This is a genomic window from Sorangiineae bacterium MSr11954 (genome assembly GCA_037157815.1).
GTDB lineage: Bacteria > Myxococcota_A > Polyangia > Polyangiales > Polyangiaceae > Pendulispora > Pendulispora albinea.
In genome coordinates this window covers 9,176,254-9,194,319 of record CP089984.1, presented here as the reverse complement: position 1 = coordinate 9,194,319, position 18,066 = coordinate 9,176,254, and the positions used below count along the sequence as shown (strand labels likewise).

Genomic DNA, 18,066 nt, shown 5'->3' with positions numbered 1-18,066 from the left:
GTGGATGGCGCGCGGCGCGGGCGCGAGTCCCGTGAAATGCGCTGGAAACGAGCGATCGGGCGGTGATCGCAGCTCGACCCGCATCGTACTTCAGTTACCATTGTTCGAGATGAAGTTCGCTTGGCCTGTTCTGCTCTTTGCATTGGCGGTCCCCGCCTGTTCCACGAGCGACAGCGGGTCCCCGAGCAAAGGTCCAGATGGGGGAATGGATGGCAGCGGTGGGGAGGTTGCGAAGTTGAACCCTCTGGCAGGGCCGGTGAAACTCACCGATGGCGAGACCATCGTGCCGACGCACACCGTGGCACCCTCCATGGAGACACCCTCCTCCAAGGATCCGAGCGCGCGCGAGCAGCGGCTGGCGTCAGGCTACGGGGAGTTCACCACCGGGCCGGGCGAGCCGGTTCTGGATCGGACCCTCGACGACATGCCACCGCCGCTGATCCCCATGGGGGCGAAGCGAACGCGCCTCGTGCGTTTCGCGCACCTGGCCGACTTTCAGATCGCGGACGATGAATCGCCCACGCGCCTCGCGGCCCTCGATGGGCCGCCGCCGGCCGAGGCGGCGTTTCGTCCCCAGGAGGGGCATGGCTGCCGCATGACCAACGCGGTGGTCCGGACGGTGAATCGCATTCACAAGGACCTACCGCTCGATTTCGTGCTGCTCGGCGGCGACAACAGCGACAGCGCCCAAAAGAACGAGCTCGAATGGGTGCTCGCGCTAATGGATGGCGGAAGCCGTCTCGCGTGCGACTCGGGCGATCGCGACGATCCGGTGCCGGGGCCCAACAACGACGGCAAAGATCCCTTTGCGCCCGAGGGGCTCGATGTGCCGTGGTACTGGGTGACCGGCAACCACGATATTTTGATTCAAGGAAACTTCGTCGTCGACGCCACCAGCATCGAGCAGTCGAAGGGAACGCTCGCTTCGGGTGGCACGCGTGATTACCGCCAACCGGGGAGCCCCATCACCACCGACTCCATCGTCCCCGACGGGAACCGCGCCGCGCTCTCCCGCACGAGCGTGATCGACCGCGTGGTGATCGACCGCGGCAAGGCGGGGCTCTTGCCGGCGCACGGGTTGGGCGCCTACGCCAAGGAGAAGAAGAAGGCCTTCTACACCTCGGACTTCGGCGACTCGGGCGTCCGCCTGATCGTGCTGGATACGGCCGCCGAGACGGGCGGCTCCGAGGGCGTTCTGCGCAAATCCGATCTCGAAGGCTTCGTGAAGCCTGCGCTGGCCGACGCCAAAGCAGAGAAGAAATTCGTCATTCTCGCGTCGCACCACGCGGCCGCCAGCTTCTCCGACGGGGGTGGTTTCGGGGGCACCAAACAACCCGACACCGTCAGCACGCAGGAGTGGGAGAACCTCCTTACGTCGAACCCGCACGTGATCGCGCACTTTGCGGCGCACTCGCACGTTCATCGCGTGCGGCCTGTCAGCTCGATCGTGCCGGGGACCAGCGCCTACTGGGAGATCACCACCTCCGCAATTGCCGACTATCCGCACGAATTCCGAACGGTGGAAATCGCCGACGAAGGAAACGACTATTTGAGCATTACCAGCGTGGCCGCGGACTTCTCCACCGAGGATGATCCCGTGGCCCTCACGGGCCGAAAACTCGGAATTTTGGATTACACCTCCCACGGCGTGGGGTCGGGGCAAGGGACGGCGAAGGACCGCAACGTCAAGCTTTGGATCAAAAAGCCGAAGTTGTGAGCTGCCGCTCACGATCCCGTGGCCCTCACGGGGCGAAAGCTCGGATTTGGGATTACACCTCCCACGGCGTGGGGTCGGGCAGGGGACGGCGAAGGACCGCAACGTCAAGCTTTGGATCAAAAAGCCGAAGTTGTGAGCTGCGGCTCACGATCCTGTGGCCCTCACGGGGGCGAAAGCTCGGATTTTGGGATTACACCTCCCACGGCGTGGGGTCGGGCAGGGGACGGCGAAGGATTGCAACGTCGAGCTTTGGATTGAAAAGCCGAAGTTGTGAGCTGCCGCTCACTTCTTCTTTTTCGACTTCTTGGTCTTCTTCTTTCCGGAAGAGCTCTTCTTCTTTTCCGACTTGTCCGACCGCTTCTTCCCGGCCGCCTTGTCCGATTTTGCGGCCTTGCCGGATTTCGCCGCCTTCCCCGATTTCGCGGATTTTGCCTCCTTCGAGGACGGCTGCTCGTGAAGCCCATGCTTCTCGTGCCACGCGGCGATCGACAGCTTCGGATACCGATCGAACTTCGGCCCCTTGCCCACGACGGGCACCCATTTGGCCCGGTAGGCGAGCATCATCCGAACATTCTCGGGGGGCTCCGGCAGCGGTGTGTCGATGGCCGCCGCGTTGGGCCACACCCCATCGGGCCACCTTTCGTCGGCCACGTACAGGTGTGTGCCGCACTCGCCGCAGAACCAGCGCTCCCCCTCGCTCTTGCGCGGCCGCTTCCCCTTTTCGCGCATGATCGCGTGGTACATCTTCAGGTAGCGCTCCCCCCGGATTTTCAGGGTGTCGCGCTTGCCCATGATGTTGCACGTGAGCGCACCGCTCGTCTTCCGACAGACGGTGCAGTAGCAATACATGAACGGATACGGCGTGTCGGAGTCGACACGGAATCCAACCTTCCCGCACTGGCACGAGCCTTCGAGTTTCATGGTCTTGCGCACCAGTTTGGCACGGACGGGTATTGTTCGTAAGATTCACGAGATGGCGCGCGACTACAGCCTCCTCGACCCTGGCGAAGAGCCTTGGGATGTTCGTATCTTGAACCTCCTACCGAGCAGCATCGACGAGACGCAGCTCGACGAGAATCTCAAGCTCACACCCGAAGAACGGCTCCTCAAGATGCTGGCGGCTCTTCGCTCCATCGAAGCCGCCAGAGGTTCTCGGTGACGGATCTCGAGCGGCTCGTTCGTGTTTTCGCGGCCGAGGGCGTCCGTTACGTCGTGATCGGCGGCGTGGCGCTCGTCCTTCAGGGCTCGGCGCGTGTGACCCAGGACCTCGACCTCTGCTACGCGCGTACGCGTGACAACCTCGACGCGCTTGCGCGCAGCTTGGCACCCTTCCACCCACGACTCCGCGGCGCACCGCCCGAGCTTCCCTTCCTTTGGGACTCTCAGACGTTGCGCAGCGGACTGAACTTCACTCTTCGAACCGATGTTGGGGACGTCGACCTCCTAGGAGAAGTCGCCGGGGTCGGAAGCTTCGACGATGTTGTCGCCTTATCCTCACCGATGACGCTCTTTGGCTGCCACGTTCACCTCCTTGGTCTCGATGGGCTCGAGCGGGCAAAACGTGCGGCGGGCCGTCCCAAAGACCTCCTCGATCTCGAGGAGATCCGGACGCTCAAAAAGAAGTGACCCAAGGGCTCAGCGCTTGCCCACCCCACCACCTGTTGCGACCTCGGTGAGCAAGGTTGCGATGCGGCGCGCGAGGCGGTTGGGATCGTCGATGGTGGCGCCTTCGGTGAGGAGCGCCTGGTCGTAGAGGATCTCGATCCACTCGTCGATCTTGGGGGACTCGGCGTCTTCGGCGAGGAGGGAGGCGAGCGACTTGGTGATGGCGTGCTCCGGGTTGATCTCGAAGATGCGCTTGGCGTGGTGGATGTCGCGGCCGCGCTCTTTGAGCAGACGCTCCATGAAGGCGGGGGTTCCGCCGTCGGGGAGGACCAGGCACGAGGGGGAGCTCGTGAGGCGATCGGAGACCTTCACCTCGCGCACGCGATCGGAGAGCACCTTCAACATGCGCAAGGTGAGCGGCTGAAGCCGGGTGGCCGCCTCTTCCTTGGTCTTTTTCTGCTCATCGTCGAGCGGCAGCTTCAGGTCCGTTCGCATGGCCGAGAGCAGCGGCTTTCCTTGGAACTCGCGCAGCCCCTCGGCCGCCCACTCGTCGACCGGATCGCTCATGAGGAGCACCTCGTAGCCGCGCGCCGCCAAGGACTCCAGGTAGGGTGAGCTCTGGAGCGATGCCGCCGATTCGCCGAAGAGGTAGTAAATGCCCTCCTGCCCCTCCTTCATCCGGCCCACGTAGTCGCTCAACGAGACCAGGCTCTCGCCGTGGGAGCTCGAGTAGCGGAGGAGCGGCGCGATGCGCTCTTTGTATTCGCTGTCGAGCGCCAGGCCCTCTTTGAGCACTTGGCCGAAGTTCTTCCACGCGACTTGGTAGTCGTCCGGCTTCTCCTTCGCGAGCTCCTCCAAGAGATCCAGCGTCTTCTTGGTCACCTGCTTCTTGATCGCATGGAGAATCGACGAATCTTGCAGAAGCTCGCGCGAGACGTTGAGCGGCAGATCGTCCGAGTCGATGACGCCGCGCATGAAGCGGAGCCACGGCGGGAGCACCTCCTCCACGTCGTCCATGATGAACACGCGCTTCACGAAGAGGCGCACGCCGCGCGGGCGGCGGCCGTCGTAGAGGTCGAACGGCGGGCGGCGCGGGATGTACAGCAGGCCCGCGAACTCCTGCGTGCCCTCGACCTTGAAGTGGGTGCGCGCCAGCGGGGGCTCGAAGTCGTGCGTCAGGTGCTTGTAAAGCTCGTCGTACTGCGCGTCGGTGATGTCGGATTTGTTGCGCTGCCAGAGCGCGTTCGCGCGGTTGATTTGCTGCGCCTCGCCCTCTTTTTGCTCCAGCTTGATGGGATAGGCCACGTAATCCGAATATCGCGAGACCAGATCGCGAATGCGCCAATCCTCGAGGAAGTCTTTGTGCTCCTCGCGCAGGTGCAGCACGATCTCCGTGCCGCGCTCCGCTCGGGTGGTGGGCTCGATGGTGAAGGTGCTCTGCGCGTCCGAGGACCACAGCAGGGCGCGCTGGCCCGGGCCCGCCGCGCGCGTGATGACCTCCACCTTATCGGCCACCAGGTACGCGCTGTAGAAGCCGACGCCGAACTGTCCGATGAGATTGACGTCTTTTCCGCCCTTGCCCGACTTGGCAATCTGTTCGAGGAACGCGCGCGAGCCCGAGTGCGCGACCGTCCCCAGGTTCTCGATGAGCTCCGCCTCGGTCATGCCGATGCCGGTGTCGCGGATGATGAGGACCCCTTTTTCCTTGTCCGGAAAGATGCTCACCTCCAGCCGCGGATCGTTGCCCATCAATTCGGGCTCGGTCAGGTTGCGGAAGCGGAGCTTGTCGAGCGCGTCGGACGCGTTGGAGACGAGCTCACGCAGGAAGATCTCTTTGTGGCTGTAAAGAGAGTGGATGACGAGCTTGAGAACCTGAGCCACCTCCGCTTGGAACGGCAGGCTCTTCTTGCCCTCGGTTTGTTCGGTCGGACGATTCGTTTCGGTCATGGCGCTTGCCCCTGTTTACATCGACGAACAGCCAATAATCACGGGCAAACCGACGGCAAGGGCCGCCGTCCGATTTTCAGCGCATCCACCTGCGGAGCAGCGCGCGGTAGGCGGCCGAGTCGGGGGCGTGCTTTGCCAAAAAGTCGCGAAACACACGCACTTTGGCCGGCACGACGCGCGCGGCCGGGTGAACGAGGTAGAGCCCCACCGGGCGAAGGCAGTAGCCCGGGAGCACGCGCGCCAGACCGCGATCGGCCCGCGCAAAGAGGCCGGGCAAAATGGCGATGCCTCCGTCCTTCAACGCGAGCTCGCGCAAAAAAATCGGATCGTTGCTGGCGATGGACGTTTGCACATCGGCTGTGTGCGCGCCATCGGGCCCCGAGAGGGTCAGTCGGGCGATGGGCCGTCCAAGCACGGCCAAGACATGATCCGTCAGATCCGAGGGCGCGCGCGGCGTGCCATGGCGGCGCAAATAGCGCGGGCTCGCCCAGAGCGCGAGCTCCGTGGATGAAATGCGCCGCGCCACCAGCCCCGAATCGGCCAGCTCGAAGGCGGGGCGCACGGCCAAGTCGACGCCCTCGCCGACGAGATCCATGAAACGGGCTTCGACCAGGACCTCGATGCGGAGCGCAGGGTGGCGCGCGCGAAAGACCGCGACCAACGGCGGAAGCCAGGTGGTGGCCAGATCGACGGGCGCGGTGATGCGCAGGTGCCCGCGGGGGATATCGCGATCGCCTTGCGCCTCGCGGCTCGCCTCGTCGATGCGCGCCAGCGCGGGGGCGACCTGCTCCAAATACGCCGTCCCCACCTCGGTCAGGTGCAGCTTGCGCGTGGTGCGCGTGAGCAGCTGCGTGCCGAGGCCCTCCTCCAAGCGGCTCAAACGACGGCTCAACGTCGACTTGGGAACGCGCAGACGCTTCGCGGCCGCCGTGAGGCTCCCGAGCTCCGCGACCCGCACGAAGGCCTCCAGCTCTTCGATTTGCGGGGTGAATTGTTGCATCTGGCGCAACATAGAGATGCATTGTTGCCTCCTTGTTCACCCGGGTGCAATCGCCCACATTGGTGGGCACGGACATGCAAGACCCTGGCAACGGGAACACGGATGCGGTGGCATCGTCGGGATCCTCGGCGCGGCGCATGCCGGTGGGGTTCGTGGGGCACGGCTCGCCGATGATCGCGCTCGACGTCGCGAGGGGCGCGGAGCTCACCGCGTGGTCGAAGGCCCTTCCGCGACGGCCGCGGGCCGTGCTCGTGATCTCGGCCCATTGGGAGGACGCGCCGCTGACCTTGTCCTCGATCTCGCCGGGCACCTCGCTCGTCTATGACTTTTCGGGTTTTCCCGACGCGCTTTATGCGGCCCGCCACGATGCACCGGCGGCGCCGGAGCTCGCGCAGCGGGTGATGGAGCTCGCGGCGCCCTGGCGGCCGCGGACGAGCGCGCGCGGGCTCGACCACGGTGCATGGACCGTGTTGACGCACTTCGATCCGCAGGCATCGTGGCCGACCTTGCAAGTGTCGATGCCGTACACCGCCCGCGCCGAGGAGCTCGTGGCCTTGGGCCGCGCGCTCGAACCTTTGCGCGACGAGGATGTTTGGATCCTGGGGAGCGGAAATATCACCCATAACCTGCGACGCCTCGATCGGAGCGGTACCGGTGAGCTCGCAACATGGGCCGCGGACTTCGATGCTTGGGTCGAACATGCTTTGTCGTCGGGCGCCGTGGATGCGCTCTGCGCCCCCGAGCGAGCACCCGGTTGGGCGATCGCGCACCCAACCCCGGAACATTATCGTCCTCTTCTGGTTGCGTTGGGTGCGGCCGGTGGGGATGTCGCAACGGTTCGATTTCCCGTAGTAGGTTTCGACCTGGGAAGTCTGAGCCGGCGTTCCGTGGAATTCGGTTAGTTCCTAATCGAGGAGAAGAGACGATGAAATATAGATTGGCATTCGTGGCCGCGGCACTCACCCTCGCGGGCCTCTCCGCGGCCTGCGACAACGATCCGGGCAAGGACAAGGCAAAGGCCCAGGTCGCGGCGCCGGGTGCAACCGTCGCGCAGCCGGTCGCGGCGGGGGCGGCCACCAAGTACGCGTTCTCGAGCGCCGATGGCTCGAAGTTCTCGTTCGTGGGCGCCAAGGTCACGCGCAAGCACGATGGCTCGTTCGGCACCTTCTCGGGCACCATCCAGCTCGTCGACAACAACCCCGAGAAGAGCAGCGTCTCGGCGGACATCGACATCGGGTCGATGGCCACCGACACCGATCAGCTCACGGGGCACCTGAAGACGGCGGACTTCTTCGATGTCGCCAAATTTCCGAAGGCGCACTTTACGTCGACGGCCATTCGCGCTGGCGGCGAAAAGGGCGCGACGCACACGGTGACGGGCAACTTGGAGCTTCACGGCGTGACCAAGGCGTTGACCTTTCCTGCGACCATTCGCGTGAATGGCGATAACGTCGAGGCGGACGCCGAGTTTGCGATCAATCGCAAAGACTTTGGTCTGGTGTATCCGGGGAAGCCGGATGATCTCATCAAGGACGAGGTGCTGATCAAGCTGGCGATTCGGGCGAAGAAGGCCGCTTCGTAGCCGCAGGCTTCGCAGCCGCAGGCTTCGTAGCCGCCGGGATCGAGGCGGCTCCCGCCCCGGGCTTCCCCCTCCCAGGCTTCCCCTGCGGGGAGGGGGTGAATCCACCCTCGCGACGTGCCTGCTGGAAACGGGTTATCCTTTTTTGGCTTTGAGGCCCAGATCGGCGAGCTGCGCGTCGAGCCAATGGCTGGCGGTCCAGGATTGAACGCGGGAGCGAAAGCGGCGGAGGCGGCTCTCGCGCTCGGCCAAAGGCATTTCGAGCGCGCGCACCATGGCTTGCATCGTCTCCTCCACGTCGAGGGGGGAGACGGTGAGGGCGCTGTCCTGGGCTTCTTCGGCGACGCCGGCCGTCTCGGAGACGACGAGAACGCCGGGGTGGGTGGCGATGGTGGCCCACTCCTTGGCGACCAGGTTCATGCCGTCCTCCTTGGAGTTGACCAGCAGCACGTCGCAGCGCTCCAGCGCGGCCAGCGCTTGCTCGCGATCGTTCGTGTAGAAGACCTCGATGGGCAGAAACCCCGATGTCGGGCCGAAGGCGTCGTTGATGCGATCGATCTCGCGGTAGATGGTCGCCTTGTAGTCGCGGTAGACGGTGTGGTCGGTGCGCGAGGGGACCAAGAACGCGCGAAAGCGCACCCGCCCGTGCAGATCGGGGCGCGTCTCGAGCAGGCGCGCGAAGGCTTTGAAGCCCACCAGCTGGTTCTTGCTCGGATCGAGGCGGTCGACCCGCACGATGGAGAACTCGGTGCGCGAGTCGGCGAAGCGCTCGCGGGCCTCGGCCACCCGCGGGCCCTTTTGCAGCGCCAGGAGATCGTCGGGATCGACGCTGGCCGGGTAGACGCCGACCTTCACCGTGCGCCCATCGAGCGCGCGCACCGTCTTGGCGCGCTCGTCCACCTCCCGGCCGATGGCATATTTGCAGCAGCCGAGGAATGCTTGGCGGTCTTCCTCGGTTTGGAACCCGACCAAATCCGCGCCGAGCATGCCGTGCAGGATCGCCTCGCGCCATGGCCGGGGCAGCAGCCGCAGCACATTGGGCTCGGGAAATGGAATGTGCGTGAAGTGCAGGCTCGGCACGCCGGGGAAGTAGCGCCGCAAGAGGGCCGGCAGCGGATAGAGGTGGTAGTCCTGCACCAGGAACGCGCGCGGCGCCACGCACGTCTCTTTGACGGCCGCGGCCAGGCGGCGGTTGGCTTCGAAGTAGCCGATGGACCAGGCGCGGTAGCGCACATGGTCGATGAGCTCATATCCACCCGGGCCGAGCATGTGGTGCTGCAGCATCCACAGGACCTCGTTGCTGATGCGCCCGTAGTAGGCCTGATAGACATCGGGCGGCATCGGAAGCGGCACCACATCGAACTCGGCGCATTGGTCGGCGGCGGTCGTGAAGAGACCATCGCGCTCTCCGGCGGCGTCGGGCGGCTCCGAGACGCAGCAAAACCACGTCGTGCCGGAGCCCTGCGCCAGCGGGGCAAGCATGCTGACCAAGCCCCCGGATGCGCGCTCGACGACCCAGGCTCCGTTGCGCCACACGAAGTCGTTGGGCCCTCGGTTGGATAGAATGACGATCTTGTCCTGGCGGATCGAAGGAGTCATCTCTTGGGTATCTGCGGTCTTTCTCCCCCCTGCAAGCGGAGCGGCAGCACCAACAAGGTGGTTTCTGCCACATTAAGATGCTGTAAATCCGCGCTTGCGCTCTTTGCGTGGCCCATCTATCGAAATGCCCATGACCGAGACGAAGGTCGTGGCCCAACTCGCCGCCGCCGAAGAAGCCCATGCCCATGATCCCGAGCGCGCCGAGGTGCTTCGCTGTGCGCGACGTTTCAAGTCGAGTTGGGTGGAGCTGGCCGAGTCGCTCACGCGCGTCCGCCGCTCGGGGCGATGGAAGGGGTGGGGGTACGACAGCTTCGAGACCTACGCGCGCCGCGAGCTGCATCTAAGGCCCGAAACGGTGGAAAAGCTCACAGGCTCGTATGCATTTCTGGCCTCGGCGCGCCCCGAGGTTTTGCGGCGCGATGGCCTCGCGGCGCCCATCCCGAACTATCAGGCGGTCGATTTTCTGCGCAAGGCGGAGGCGGAGAAGGTCTCGGCCGACACCCTCGAGTCCCTTCGCCGGCGCGTGCTCGACGAGGCCGCGCCGCTCCCCGCGGTGAGCCGCGAGTTTCGCGACGCTGTGTTCCCCGTCGACGAGGACCAGCTGCATCAGCGCGAGGTGGCGGGCTTGCGAAATGTGGCCACGCGCCTAAGGCAGCTGCTCGGCGAAACGCGCACCGTGCCGCGTAAGCTCGCGGCGGAAGTTTCCGATGCGCTCGACGATTTGCTGGAAGCCCTCGCGGATCGTGAGGAAGAGGCAGCTTGACCATGCGGGCACGAAGCTTTCAACCCGTCCCAGTAAGTCGATGGTAAGGTGCTGAAGGTGCCGCCTCCTCCCCGGCCGACCAAGCTTGGCTCATACGACGTCATGGCGAAAATTGCGTCTGGCGGCATGGCCAATGTCTACTTGGGCCGGGCGCGCCCGCGGGACAGCGGGGAGCATCCCGACAAGGCGGACAACGGTGTGGACCACATGGTGGCCATCAAGGTGCCGCTGCATGAGCTCTCGCAGGACGATCAGGGCATCAAGATGTTCCTGGACGAGGCCAAGATCCTCTCGCGCCTCTCGCACCCCAACCTGATTCGCACCGTGGGCTACGGCACCACCGGCGACTACCACTTCATCGCGATGGAGCTCCTGGTGGGGCGCACGTTGATGGACGTGTGGGACACGTGCGCGGGCCTCAAGGTGGCGATGCGCCTCGACATGAGCGCGTGGATCATCGCCCGCGTGGCCGAGGGGCTGCACTACGCGCACGAGCTGACGGATTCCTCCGGCAGCTCGCTGGGGATCATCCACCGCGACGTGAACCCGAGCAACATCTTCCTGACGTACGCCGGCGAGATCAAGCTGTTCGATTTCGGGTTGGCCAAGTCGGTGGGGCGCTCGTCGAAGAGCCAGGCGGGCATCGTCAAAGGGAAGCTGCCGTACCTATCGCCCGAGCAGATCCTGCAGATGCCCATCGACCGCCGCAGCGATCTCTTTACGCTCGGCACGACGCTCTGGGAAATGACCACGATGCGCCGCCTATTCCGGCGCGAGAACGATATCGCGACGGTCAAAGCCGTCCGCAGCGCCCCCATCCCCGATCCGCGCACGGTGGTGCGGGGCTACCCCGACGAGCTGGCGAACATCGTCATCCGCGCGCTCGACCGCGAGCCCGATCGCCGCTACGCCACGGCGGCCGATCTGGGGCGCGAGCTCGACGCCTTCGTCAAACGCACCTCCAAGGGCGTCGACATGTCGGCGCTCACCCCTGCGATGCTCGACCGCCTCTTTCCGGGCGACCGCGCGCGCCAGGTGGGCTGGTTGAGGCGCCGGACCACACCGCCGCCGCTCGAGCCCGTGGTGGAGAAGCAGCGGCCCGTGAAGCGCAAGTCGCCGTAGGGCGTCTTCTCATCCCGTGCACGTTCCCGAAGTTCCTCGGAGAGACGGGAACGGCGCCGCTCGTGTACGGGAACGTGTACGTGTACCGGGGTAGAATCGGCCCATCAATCGAGCGGCAGATCGCTCTCGGGGGTGTAGGCGAGGTCGCGCTCTTCGCGCGTGGGATCGTTCAGCTTTTTTTCGTGCGCGTGTTTGCCGGGCGGTGACGCGTCGAGCCAGTGGAAGCTCTCCTCGCGCACATCGAGGTGAACGTATTGAGTGTCAGGGTGCGTGTAAATTCCAACACCAGCGCGTGGAAAATGGCGGACATAGGACGCAATTTTCTTCGAGCTCACGCCTTTGAGCTTGAAATCGATTGCTTCTCCCGTGGCATGTTTGCCCGCGGAACGTGAGCGCGAGGGACGGTATGCGGAAACCACGACGACGGAATGGGCTCCGAAATGGTAAGCTGCCTTCATTACGAGCTGGACCAATCGTGGATGCATGGGCGCAGGCTCGGCCCCTTTGGCGGCGACGATGCTGCGAAACGAGGCCAGCGCGTTCGGATCCACGCTTCCATCCGCGGAATAGAGTCGAATGGAGATCTCGTCCTCCGTATTTGCATAATACACTCGAATGGGATCGAGCCGCTCCGTCCAGATGGCGGTGGGCGTCGGCGCGCTCTGAACGGACGACGCGACCTCGACCCGAGGAACCTCACGGATTTCGCGTACTTCGCCGTTTGGCGCGGAACCAGCAAGGCCAGGCGAAGTCGTCTTTTCCGCCGCATACGCCGTCCTCCCGACGATTTCCTGCGACCCGCCCACGCCATTTATTCCAGTCATTCCATGCGGGTGCGCACACGTCGTGAGAAACAGGGCGAAGGGCGCGGCCAAGAGACAGCGGTATCGCGCGCGTCGCAACATGGATTGCCTGCATAGCATAGAATGATTGCCCATCTACACACTCATGCAAAAAAGTAGGTACATATCGTCCCGCATTGGGTTGCACATTGCGCTGCTCGCATTCGCCGTGCAGTGGGTGCTGCTCGATCTGGCGCTCCGGGGCCTGTCTCCTTATCGAAAAGATCCGCGTCTTTTGCTGACGGCGATCGCGAGTGTGCTTTCGAGTTTCGTTGTGGGGAATATTTTCTGGCGACCTGTTGTACGTGCGGCGCTCGCGGGGGGCGTCGCGTCGTTGACGGTGATCGACGTGGTCGTGTATCGGCACTACCACGTGCCGCTCGACGAGCAAGTGATCGAGACGGCGCTGTTCGCGTGGTCCGACGTGAAGCCGGTGGCCATCGCCATGCTGCCGGGGGCGGCGCTCACCATCGCCGTGGCGGGCGCCTTGGAGTACGGCCTGCTCACGTTCGCAGCGCGCGGCGCGGTGCTGCATCGCACGCGGGCGCGCGCCGTGGTCTTTGCGGCGGGGGTGCTCGCGCTGCTCGCGGGCGGCGAGCTTCGCGATGGAACCTTGGAGGTGCGGTTGGCGCACGCCGCGACGTTGGCTTGGGAGCCGGCGCGCGCGCCCGAGGCCTCCGGCGGCGCGGAGGTGCATGTCGTGCCGCTCGCGTCGCGGCGGGCGAGGCTGCCCAATGTGCTCTTCGTGCTCACGGAGAGCGTGCGCGCCGACGACTATTGTTCGGGCTACGATCCGGCGTGCAAAATCGCTCCGCGGGTGGCGTCGCTCTTGCCGAAGCGGGTGCCGCTGCGCGGGATGCGCTCGGTCGCCAGCTACACGGCGGTCTCCGTTTCGGCCTTGCTCACGGGGCGCTCGCAGCTCGGGCCCCGGGGCGAGATCCTGGCGGCGCCCACGTGGTTCGACTTCGCCCGCGCGACGCGCGCCGGTGAGAGGTCGGTCGCGCCGTCGGTGATCTATTGGTCGGCCCAGTCCGAGCGAGTGTTCGAGCGGAAGGATCTGCGCTCGGCGCTCGATTCGTTCGTCACCATGGAGACGTTGCTCGGCCACGCGGTGGGGGACGAGGACAAAATGATCGACCGCGGCGTCGACCGTTTGCTGGCGGAGCATGTGGTCCGAAATTTTTCGGCCTTGAAGGCGCCGTATTTCGTGACGCTCCACTTCGGCGGCACCCACGCGCCCTATTTCGTCGATCCGCAGAAGACGCCGTTCGTGCCTTGGGAGCGGACGGTGGCCTGGTCGCATATGTCGCCTTTGCACAATGCGTATCGCAATTCGATTTACGAACAGGACGAGAGTATTGCGAAATGCATCTCGCGCTTCTTGGAGGCGCAGGGCGACTCGCCGTGGATCATCGTGTTCACGAGCGATCACGGTGAAGAGTTCGGGGAGCACCACGCCATTCACCACGGGCAGAATCTGTACGACGAGCAAACCCACGTTCCGGGGTTCATCGCGTACGGCAACGGCGCGCTGGAGCCCGAGGAAGAAGCGCAATTGCGGGCGCGCGAGGACGATATGGTGACGCACCTCGATCTGTTGCCCACCATCCTGGACGGCTACGGCGTGCTCGATGCGATGGGGATGGAGCCGCACCGGGCGCGGTTCGCGGGGCGGAGTCTGCTGCGCGCGATGCCGGCGGAGCGGGAGCCGCTGCCGGTCACCAATTGCACCGAGATGTTTCCATGTCCGTTGAGCACGTGGGGCATGCTGGGGACGGAGCGGTTGTTGGTGGCGCAGCCGTGGGATAGTGGGTTTCACTGCATGCACGTCCAAACGGGCTTGGAGGTTGCGGCGGGTGATGGCGTCTGCCGAAAGATGGTGGAGGCGTCGCGCGCGTATTTTCCCGAGCTGCCGAATCGAACGCCGAATCGGTAGTTGCGTCAGCGCCGGCGGCGGCTGCGGCGAGGGCGGGGCGCGAGGGCGCGGGTGGTGGAGGCGCCGAGGTCCCAGGTGGGGGGCGCGTGATCGTCTTGGGTCTCGACGGCATCGCGCGCGGCGAGGCGGGCGTCGGGCGGAGTGCTCTGGGATTTGTCCGACGAGGATGGCGGAGGTTCTTCCTCCTCGATGGGGAGGGAGTCGGCGTCGGCGCAGCAGCGGAAGCCGGTCGAGTAGTCGTGGTAGGCCGGGATGTGGGCGGCCGTGACGTAGTCGCAGCCCTCGCCGTTGATTTCGGTGTCGAGGTAATAGCCGCCGCGGAAGATGCCGTCGTCGGTCCACTCGTGGAGGTTGCCGACCATGTCGTGGACGCCGTAGTGGTTGGTGCAGGCGGTGGCGGTCCCCGTGGGGGCGACCGTGCCCTCCAGCTGGTTCAGCCGCGGATCGTTCATTTGGCTGCCGAAGTGGCCTCCGCCAAAGAGCTTCATGATGGGCGAGACCCGATGCGTGTCCACGCACGCGCCCTTCACGCGCGAGGGGCCGTACGGGTAGCGCGTGTTGTCCGGTCCGCGGCACGCCGCCTTCCACTCGCGCCCATGGCAGAGTCGTTTGCCGGACGCGCCGCAAGCGCGCTGCGCCTCGTACATCGAGGTATACGCTTGCGGCACCACGCCCGCCCGCGAGACGGCGCGCACCCGATGCCTCTTCGGGATCTCGTAGGGGCTGAACGGGACCTCGGTCCCATCCTCGAGCACTTCGACCAAGGAGGCCTCGTACCGGTCCACGCAGGTCTGGCCCACCAGGGTCATCTCCGAAGGGCAGCGCTTCGCCAGCGCTCCGTGCACCCCCTCCGCGGCCTGCGACTCGTCGATTCGCGGCAGCGCCGGGGCGGAAAGTGAGAGCACGCCCGCAAAAACACACGCTCCCAGAATTCGAGACATTACTCGCATCGTCTTACATGTGCGATGCCGCGTATCGTCTGAGCAATTTCACCGCGTGCGTCGCACATTCGCGCGCGGGCGCGCAGCACGGGGGCGCGCGCCCGGCGCATTGGAAACGTTCACGTGAGGTGTGCGTCGTTCATTCGCAGAAGCGCCTTGGCGAGGGTGGGGCGTTCGTCATCCATCGGCGGATGGAATGCGATCCGAAATCGAGGGGACGACCCCGGTCCGAGCTCGCGGAAAGCGCTTATTTCCTAGGCAATTCGTGCGAGCAAGCGAGGTGACGCTTACGGCACATGCGTTGCAAAAGGCCAGCGCGATGAAACACCCCGTCCTCGCCTTCGGCATGGCGATGGTTTTGTGCGCATGTTCTTCCGGAAGCTCGTCCTCGCCCTCGGGCGGAGGACCCGGCCAGGGCGGCGATGGCGGCGCGGATCCGGGGCCGGACACCAGCGGCTCCACGCCCGATCTTCAAGTGAGACCGACCTCGGTTTATTCGGGCTTCGACCAGACGCACACGTTTCGCATCCCCATTGCCGTTTACGGTGCGGGGAAAGATTTGAAGGTCACGCTTTCGGATCCCAGCGCCGCGACCATCGAGCCCGCGGCGCTCAAGGACCCCAAAGGCGATGATGGCAAGTGGTATATCCTCACGGTCAAGAAAGTCGGCCAAACGTCCTTTACGGCGACGGCGGGGGGCCAGAGCGCCCAATCGAGCATCCACGTCGTCGACTATGGGCGCGACCGTTATGCCGCGGGCGAAAAGCGCTACCTGAACGCCGATGGCACCAAGCCGGCCTGCACCAAGTGCCATGGCGGCCAAGATGGGATCGATCACTCGCCGGCCGCGCTGGCCTCGGTGGAGGACAATCGGGTGGAGACGGTGATCACCACCGGCCAGCGCATCTCCGGCGGCCCCATCCCCGATGTGGAGCAGGGCCATCGTTGGGATCCCTCCGAGGATCAGCTCGCGGGCCTCGTCACCTATTTGCGTGCTCTGCCGCCGAAGAACTTCGTGGGCATTCAATAGAGGCAGCTGGAGCGCCACACTGAGGCGCAATGGTTGCCCTGGGCGAGGGCGCTGCGCCTCTCACCCAAACGCTATGCACCCAAGGTGAGCAGCCGGTATGTCGGGCTCTCGGGCAAGGTCCGCAGCAGCGGCAGCGCCACGTTGTAGACGGGTACCCCCGTGTTGGTGCGACCCTCGGGGCAGCCGTGGTGGGCGTGGCCGTGAAAGAGGGCGTCCACCGGGTAGCGGTTCAGCGGCTCGGCCAGGCGCCCGCAGCCGAGGTAGGGGAAAATCTCGACCGGCTCGCCCTCCACGGTATCGCGCACCGGCGCGTAGTGGAGAATCGCCACGCGGCGCTCGGTGCGCAATCGGCTGAGCGCGGACTCCAGCTTGAGCGCCTCGTCGATGGCCTCTTGCACGATGCGCTTGATGGCCGACTCACCCCAAGCGCCGAGGGTTCCGCGGCCGAACCCGCCAATGAACCCTTTGGCGCCGGCGAAGCCGACCCCGCAGATCTCCACGGCCTCGCCGTCCAGAATCTCGATTCCAGCCTGCTCGAGGATCTTGGTGACCTCTTCCGGCTGCCCCGTCTCGTAGTCGTGATTGCCCAGTACGCCGACCTTTGGAATGCGCACCCCCGCCAGCTCTTTCGCCAGGATATGCGCCTCTTCCGATGTGCCGTGATCGGTGAGATCGCCACACAACACGAGGACGTCGGCCCGTTCATTGACGGACTCGAGGAGCGGTGAAATCGAGTGCATCGACGTCTTGCGGCAGTGCAGATCGCCGACGGCGGCGATGCGCACCCGCGCGCGAGGTTTGTCTTCGCTCATGGTGTCTTCCGTTTGCGGGAGGTTGGCGGGAACGGGCGGGAACGGGACTTCCGAGGCCCGAGGTGCAGCAAGAACCTGGCCGAGCGGACCCGAACTTGGCGCGTGGTTTGCGAGAGGGACCGCCGGGCAAAGGGCCCCCACGGAACCCCATGAGCTCACCGTTTCTACGCACACCGCGTTACGAAAACGGCCGAATGCGCGAGCCCCCGCACGCGTCGGCGTCCATTCCGAGCGAGGCATTCTATGCGCGTTGTTTGGAGAGCCTCTCCCACGCCAACGTGGCGTTTTTGGCAGGTGGGTCGTATGCGCTGATGCAGTATTGTCATCTCGTTCGCGAGACGAAGGATCTCGATCTGTTCGTGCGCGAGTCCGATCTGGAGACCGTGCTCGCGGTGCTGCGAAAGTCGGGATGCTGGACGGAGCTGCCGTTTCCGCATTGGCTGGCCAAGGCGCACGCCGGCGAGGATTTCGTCGACATCATTTTCAACTCGGGAAACGGCCTTACCGCCGTGGATGACGATTGGTTCACGTACGCCACACGCACGACGCTCTTCGGCGTACAGGTCGCACTCTGCCCCATCGAGGAGACCATTTGGTCCAAGTCCTTCGTCATGGAGCGCGAGCGGTTCGATGGAGCCGACATCGCTCACCTTATCATGGCGCAAGGGCATCGCATCGATTGGCAGCGCCTCCTTCGCCGATTCGGCTCGCGCTGGCCGGTGCTGCTCGGGCACCTGGTGCTCTACGGCTTCATTTACCCGGACGAGCCGACGATCCCCGCCTGGGTGATGGAGGAGCTCTTTCGCCGCGGCCGCGCCGAGCTGGCGCATCGAAAGAGCACCTCGTCGGGTCGCGATCCCAAGCGCGGGCCCGTGTGCCGTGGCACCTTGCTGTCGCGCGAGCAGTATCTCACCGACCTAGGACGTGGTTTTCAGGATGGGCGACTCCCACCTCATGGAACGATGAACCCCCGCACCATCGCAATCTGGACGGAGGCGATACGAAAGAATCGTTGAGTTTGATTTCTTTCTCCGCGGTTCACCTGCAAGTTCTCGGCATTCTCTAAAATCGCCGCCTGGACAGTGCTTCTGCCACTTCACGCCGGCGCTGAAGCCGCTTACCCTTGTGACTGCGTCAAAGGGAAGAAGGAAGATGCGGACGCGCGGGCCGGAA

The 18,066-nt window shown here is 65.0% G+C and carries 17 protein-coding genes; 10 read left to right on the top strand and 7 right to left on the bottom strand.

Features of this window, described 5'->3' with window-relative positions; genetic code table 11:
- Positions 1-256: 256 nt before the first annotated feature.
- Positions 257-1,717, top strand: a complete 1,461-nt coding sequence (locus LZC94_35890; protein ID WXB13214.1) for a metallophosphoesterase — start codon at positions 257-259, stop codon at positions 1,715-1,717.
- 282 nt (positions 1,718-1,999) lie between these two features.
- Here the strand turns inward: LZC94_35890 and LZC94_35885 are convergent, their stop codons facing one another.
- Positions 2,000-2,638 (bottom strand): GFA family protein, encoded by a 639-nt coding sequence (locus LZC94_35885; GenBank protein WXB13213.1) that lies wholly within the window; start codon positions 2,636-2,638, stop codon positions 2,000-2,002.
- Between LZC94_35885 and LZC94_35880 the strand changes: the two genes are divergently transcribed.
- Entirely contained in the window at positions 2,637-2,876 is a 240-nt protein-coding gene (locus tag LZC94_35880; GenBank protein WXB13212.1) for a hypothetical protein, read from the top strand. The genes LZC94_35885 and LZC94_35880 overlap by 2 nt on opposite strands.
- On the top strand, positions 2,873-3,343 hold the full coding sequence (locus LZC94_35875; GenBank protein WXB13211.1) for a hypothetical protein: 471 nt from the start codon (positions 2,873-2,875) through the stop codon (positions 3,341-3,343). The genes LZC94_35880 and LZC94_35875 overlap by 4 nt, the downstream gene beginning before the upstream one ends.
- Before the next feature lie 9 nt (positions 3,344-3,352).
- On the opposite strand, the gene htpG is transcribed toward LZC94_35875, so the two are convergent.
- Positions 3,353-5,269 carry a molecular chaperone HtpG gene (htpG, locus tag LZC94_35870; protein WXB13210.1) on the bottom strand — a complete coding sequence of 639 codons (1,917 nt, stop codon included), beginning with the start codon at positions 5,267-5,269 and terminating at the stop codon, positions 3,353-3,355.
- Positions 5,270-5,345: 76 nt separating this feature from the next.
- Entirely contained in the window at positions 5,346-6,269 is a 924-nt protein-coding gene (locus LZC94_35865) for a LysR family transcriptional regulator (protein WXB13209.1), read from the bottom strand.
- A gap of 74 nt (positions 6,270-6,343) precedes the next feature.
- On the opposite strand from LZC94_35865, the gene LZC94_35860 reads away from it, so the two are divergent.
- Both LZC94_35860 and LZC94_35855 read left to right on the top strand, forming a co-directional pair.
- Complete coding sequence (locus tag LZC94_35860; GenBank protein WXB13208.1) at positions 6,344-7,171, top strand: dioxygenase; 828 nt, start codon at positions 6,344-6,346, stop codon at positions 7,169-7,171.
- A gap of 23 nt (positions 7,172-7,194) precedes the next feature.
- Positions 7,195-7,851, top strand: coding sequence for a YceI family protein (locus LZC94_35855; protein WXB13207.1), 657 nt, complete (start codon positions 7,195-7,197; stop codon positions 7,849-7,851).
- Between the two features lie 132 nt (positions 7,852-7,983).
- Here LZC94_35855 and LZC94_35850 read toward each other — a convergent pair whose 3' ends face one another.
- Positions 7,984-9,447, bottom strand: a complete 1,464-nt coding sequence (locus LZC94_35850; GenBank protein ID WXB13206.1) for a trehalose-6-phosphate synthase — start codon at positions 9,445-9,447, stop codon at positions 7,984-7,986.
- A 130-nt stretch (positions 9,448-9,577) separates the two neighbouring features.
- Here LZC94_35850 and LZC94_35845 point away from each other — a divergent pair, with 130 nt between their 5' ends.
- A complete protein-coding gene (locus tag LZC94_35845; GenBank protein WXB13205.1) occupies positions 9,578-10,210 on the top strand; it encodes a hypothetical protein in 633 nt (210 codons plus the stop codon).
- Between the two features lie 102 nt (positions 10,211-10,312).
- On the top strand, positions 10,313-11,332 hold the full coding sequence (locus LZC94_35840) for a serine/threonine protein kinase (protein ID WXB13204.1): 1,020 nt from the start codon (positions 10,313-10,315) through the stop codon (positions 11,330-11,332).
- A gap of 104 nt (positions 11,333-11,436) precedes the next feature.
- On the opposite strand, the gene LZC94_35835 is transcribed toward LZC94_35840, so the two are convergent.
- Positions 11,437-12,156 (bottom strand): DUF882 domain-containing protein, encoded by a 720-nt coding sequence (locus LZC94_35835; protein WXB20290.1) that lies wholly within the window; start codon positions 12,154-12,156, stop codon positions 11,437-11,439.
- A 124-nt stretch (positions 12,157-12,280) separates the two neighbouring features.
- On the opposite strand from LZC94_35835, the gene LZC94_35830 reads away from it, so the two are divergent.
- On the top strand, positions 12,281-14,110 hold the full coding sequence (locus LZC94_35830) for a sulfatase-like hydrolase/transferase (protein WXB13203.1): 1,830 nt from the start codon (positions 12,281-12,283) through the stop codon (positions 14,108-14,110).
- Between the two features lie 5 nt (positions 14,111-14,115).
- On the opposite strand, the gene LZC94_35825 is transcribed toward LZC94_35830, so the two are convergent.
- Positions 14,116-15,051, bottom strand: a complete 936-nt coding sequence (locus tag LZC94_35825) for a formylglycine-generating enzyme family protein (GenBank protein WXB13202.1) — start codon at positions 15,049-15,051, stop codon at positions 14,116-14,118.
- A 319-nt stretch (positions 15,052-15,370) separates the two neighbouring features.
- Here LZC94_35825 and LZC94_35820 point away from each other — a divergent pair, with 319 nt between their 5' ends.
- On the top strand, positions 15,371-16,081 hold the full coding sequence (locus LZC94_35820; protein WXB13201.1) for a hypothetical protein: 711 nt from the start codon (positions 15,371-15,373) through the stop codon (positions 16,079-16,081).
- Positions 16,082-16,152: 71 nt separating this feature from the next.
- On the opposite strand, the gene LZC94_35815 is transcribed toward LZC94_35820, so the two are convergent.
- A complete protein-coding gene (locus LZC94_35815) occupies positions 16,153-16,893 on the bottom strand; it encodes a metallophosphoesterase (protein WXB13200.1) in 741 nt (246 codons plus the stop codon).
- A 149-nt stretch (positions 16,894-17,042) separates the two neighbouring features.
- Here LZC94_35815 and LZC94_35810 point away from each other — a divergent pair, with 149 nt between their 5' ends.
- Entirely contained in the window at positions 17,043-17,909 is an 867-nt protein-coding gene (locus LZC94_35810) for a nucleotidyltransferase family protein (protein ID WXB13199.1), read from the top strand.
- The last annotated feature ends 157 nt before the right edge of the window (positions 17,910-18,066 follow it).

Excerpts from the sequence above, each read along its gene's own strand:
- LZC94_35815 (WXB13200.1), bottom strand. The coding sequence starts at position 16,893 with ATGAGCGAAGACAAACCTCGCGCGCGGGTGCGCATCGCCGCCGTCGGC.
- LZC94_35820 (WXB13201.1), top strand. The coding sequence starts at position 15,371 with ATGAAACACCCCGTCCTCGCCTTCGGCATGGCGATGGTTTTGTGCGCA.
- LZC94_35885 (WXB13213.1), bottom strand. The coding sequence starts at position 2,638 with ATGAAACTCGAAGGCTCGTGCCAGTGCGGGAAGGTTGGATTCCGTGTC.
- LZC94_35860 (WXB13208.1), top strand. The coding sequence starts at position 6,344 with ATGCAAGACCCTGGCAACGGGAACACGGATGCGGTGGCATCGTCGGGA.
- LZC94_35840 (WXB13204.1), top strand. The coding sequence starts at position 10,313 with ATGGCGAAAATTGCGTCTGGCGGCATGGCCAATGTCTACTTGGGCCGG.
- LZC94_35825 (WXB13202.1), bottom strand. The coding sequence starts at position 15,051 with ATGTCTCGAATTCTGGGAGCGTGTGTTTTTGCGGGCGTGCTCTCACTT.
- LZC94_35855 (WXB13207.1), top strand. The coding sequence starts at position 7,195 with ATGAAATATAGATTGGCATTCGTGGCCGCGGCACTCACCCTCGCGGGC.
- htpG (WXB13210.1), bottom strand. The coding sequence starts at position 5,269 with ATGACCGAAACGAATCGTCCGACCGAACAAACCGAGGGCAAGAAGAGC.
- LZC94_35830 (WXB13203.1), top strand. The coding sequence starts at position 12,281 with ATGCAAAAAAGTAGGTACATATCGTCCCGCATTGGGTTGCACATTGCG.
- LZC94_35865 (WXB13209.1), bottom strand. The coding sequence starts at position 6,269 with ATGCAACAATTCACCCCGCAAATCGAAGAGCTGGAGGCCTTCGTGCGG.
- LZC94_35850 (WXB13206.1), bottom strand. The coding sequence starts at position 9,447 with ATGACTCCTTCGATCCGCCAGGACAAGATCGTCATTCTATCCAACCGA.
- LZC94_35835 (WXB20290.1), bottom strand. The coding sequence starts at position 12,156 with ATGACTGGAATAAATGGCGTGGGCGGGTCGCAGGAAATCGTCGGGAGG.
- LZC94_35810 (WXB13199.1), top strand. The coding sequence starts at position 17,043 with ATGAGCTCACCGTTTCTACGCACACCGCGTTACGAAAACGGCCGAATG.
- LZC94_35880 (WXB13212.1), top strand. The coding sequence starts at position 2,637 with ATGGTCTTGCGCACCAGTTTGGCACGGACGGGTATTGTTCGTAAGATT.
- LZC94_35845 (WXB13205.1), top strand. The coding sequence starts at position 9,578 with ATGACCGAGACGAAGGTCGTGGCCCAACTCGCCGCCGCCGAAGAAGCC.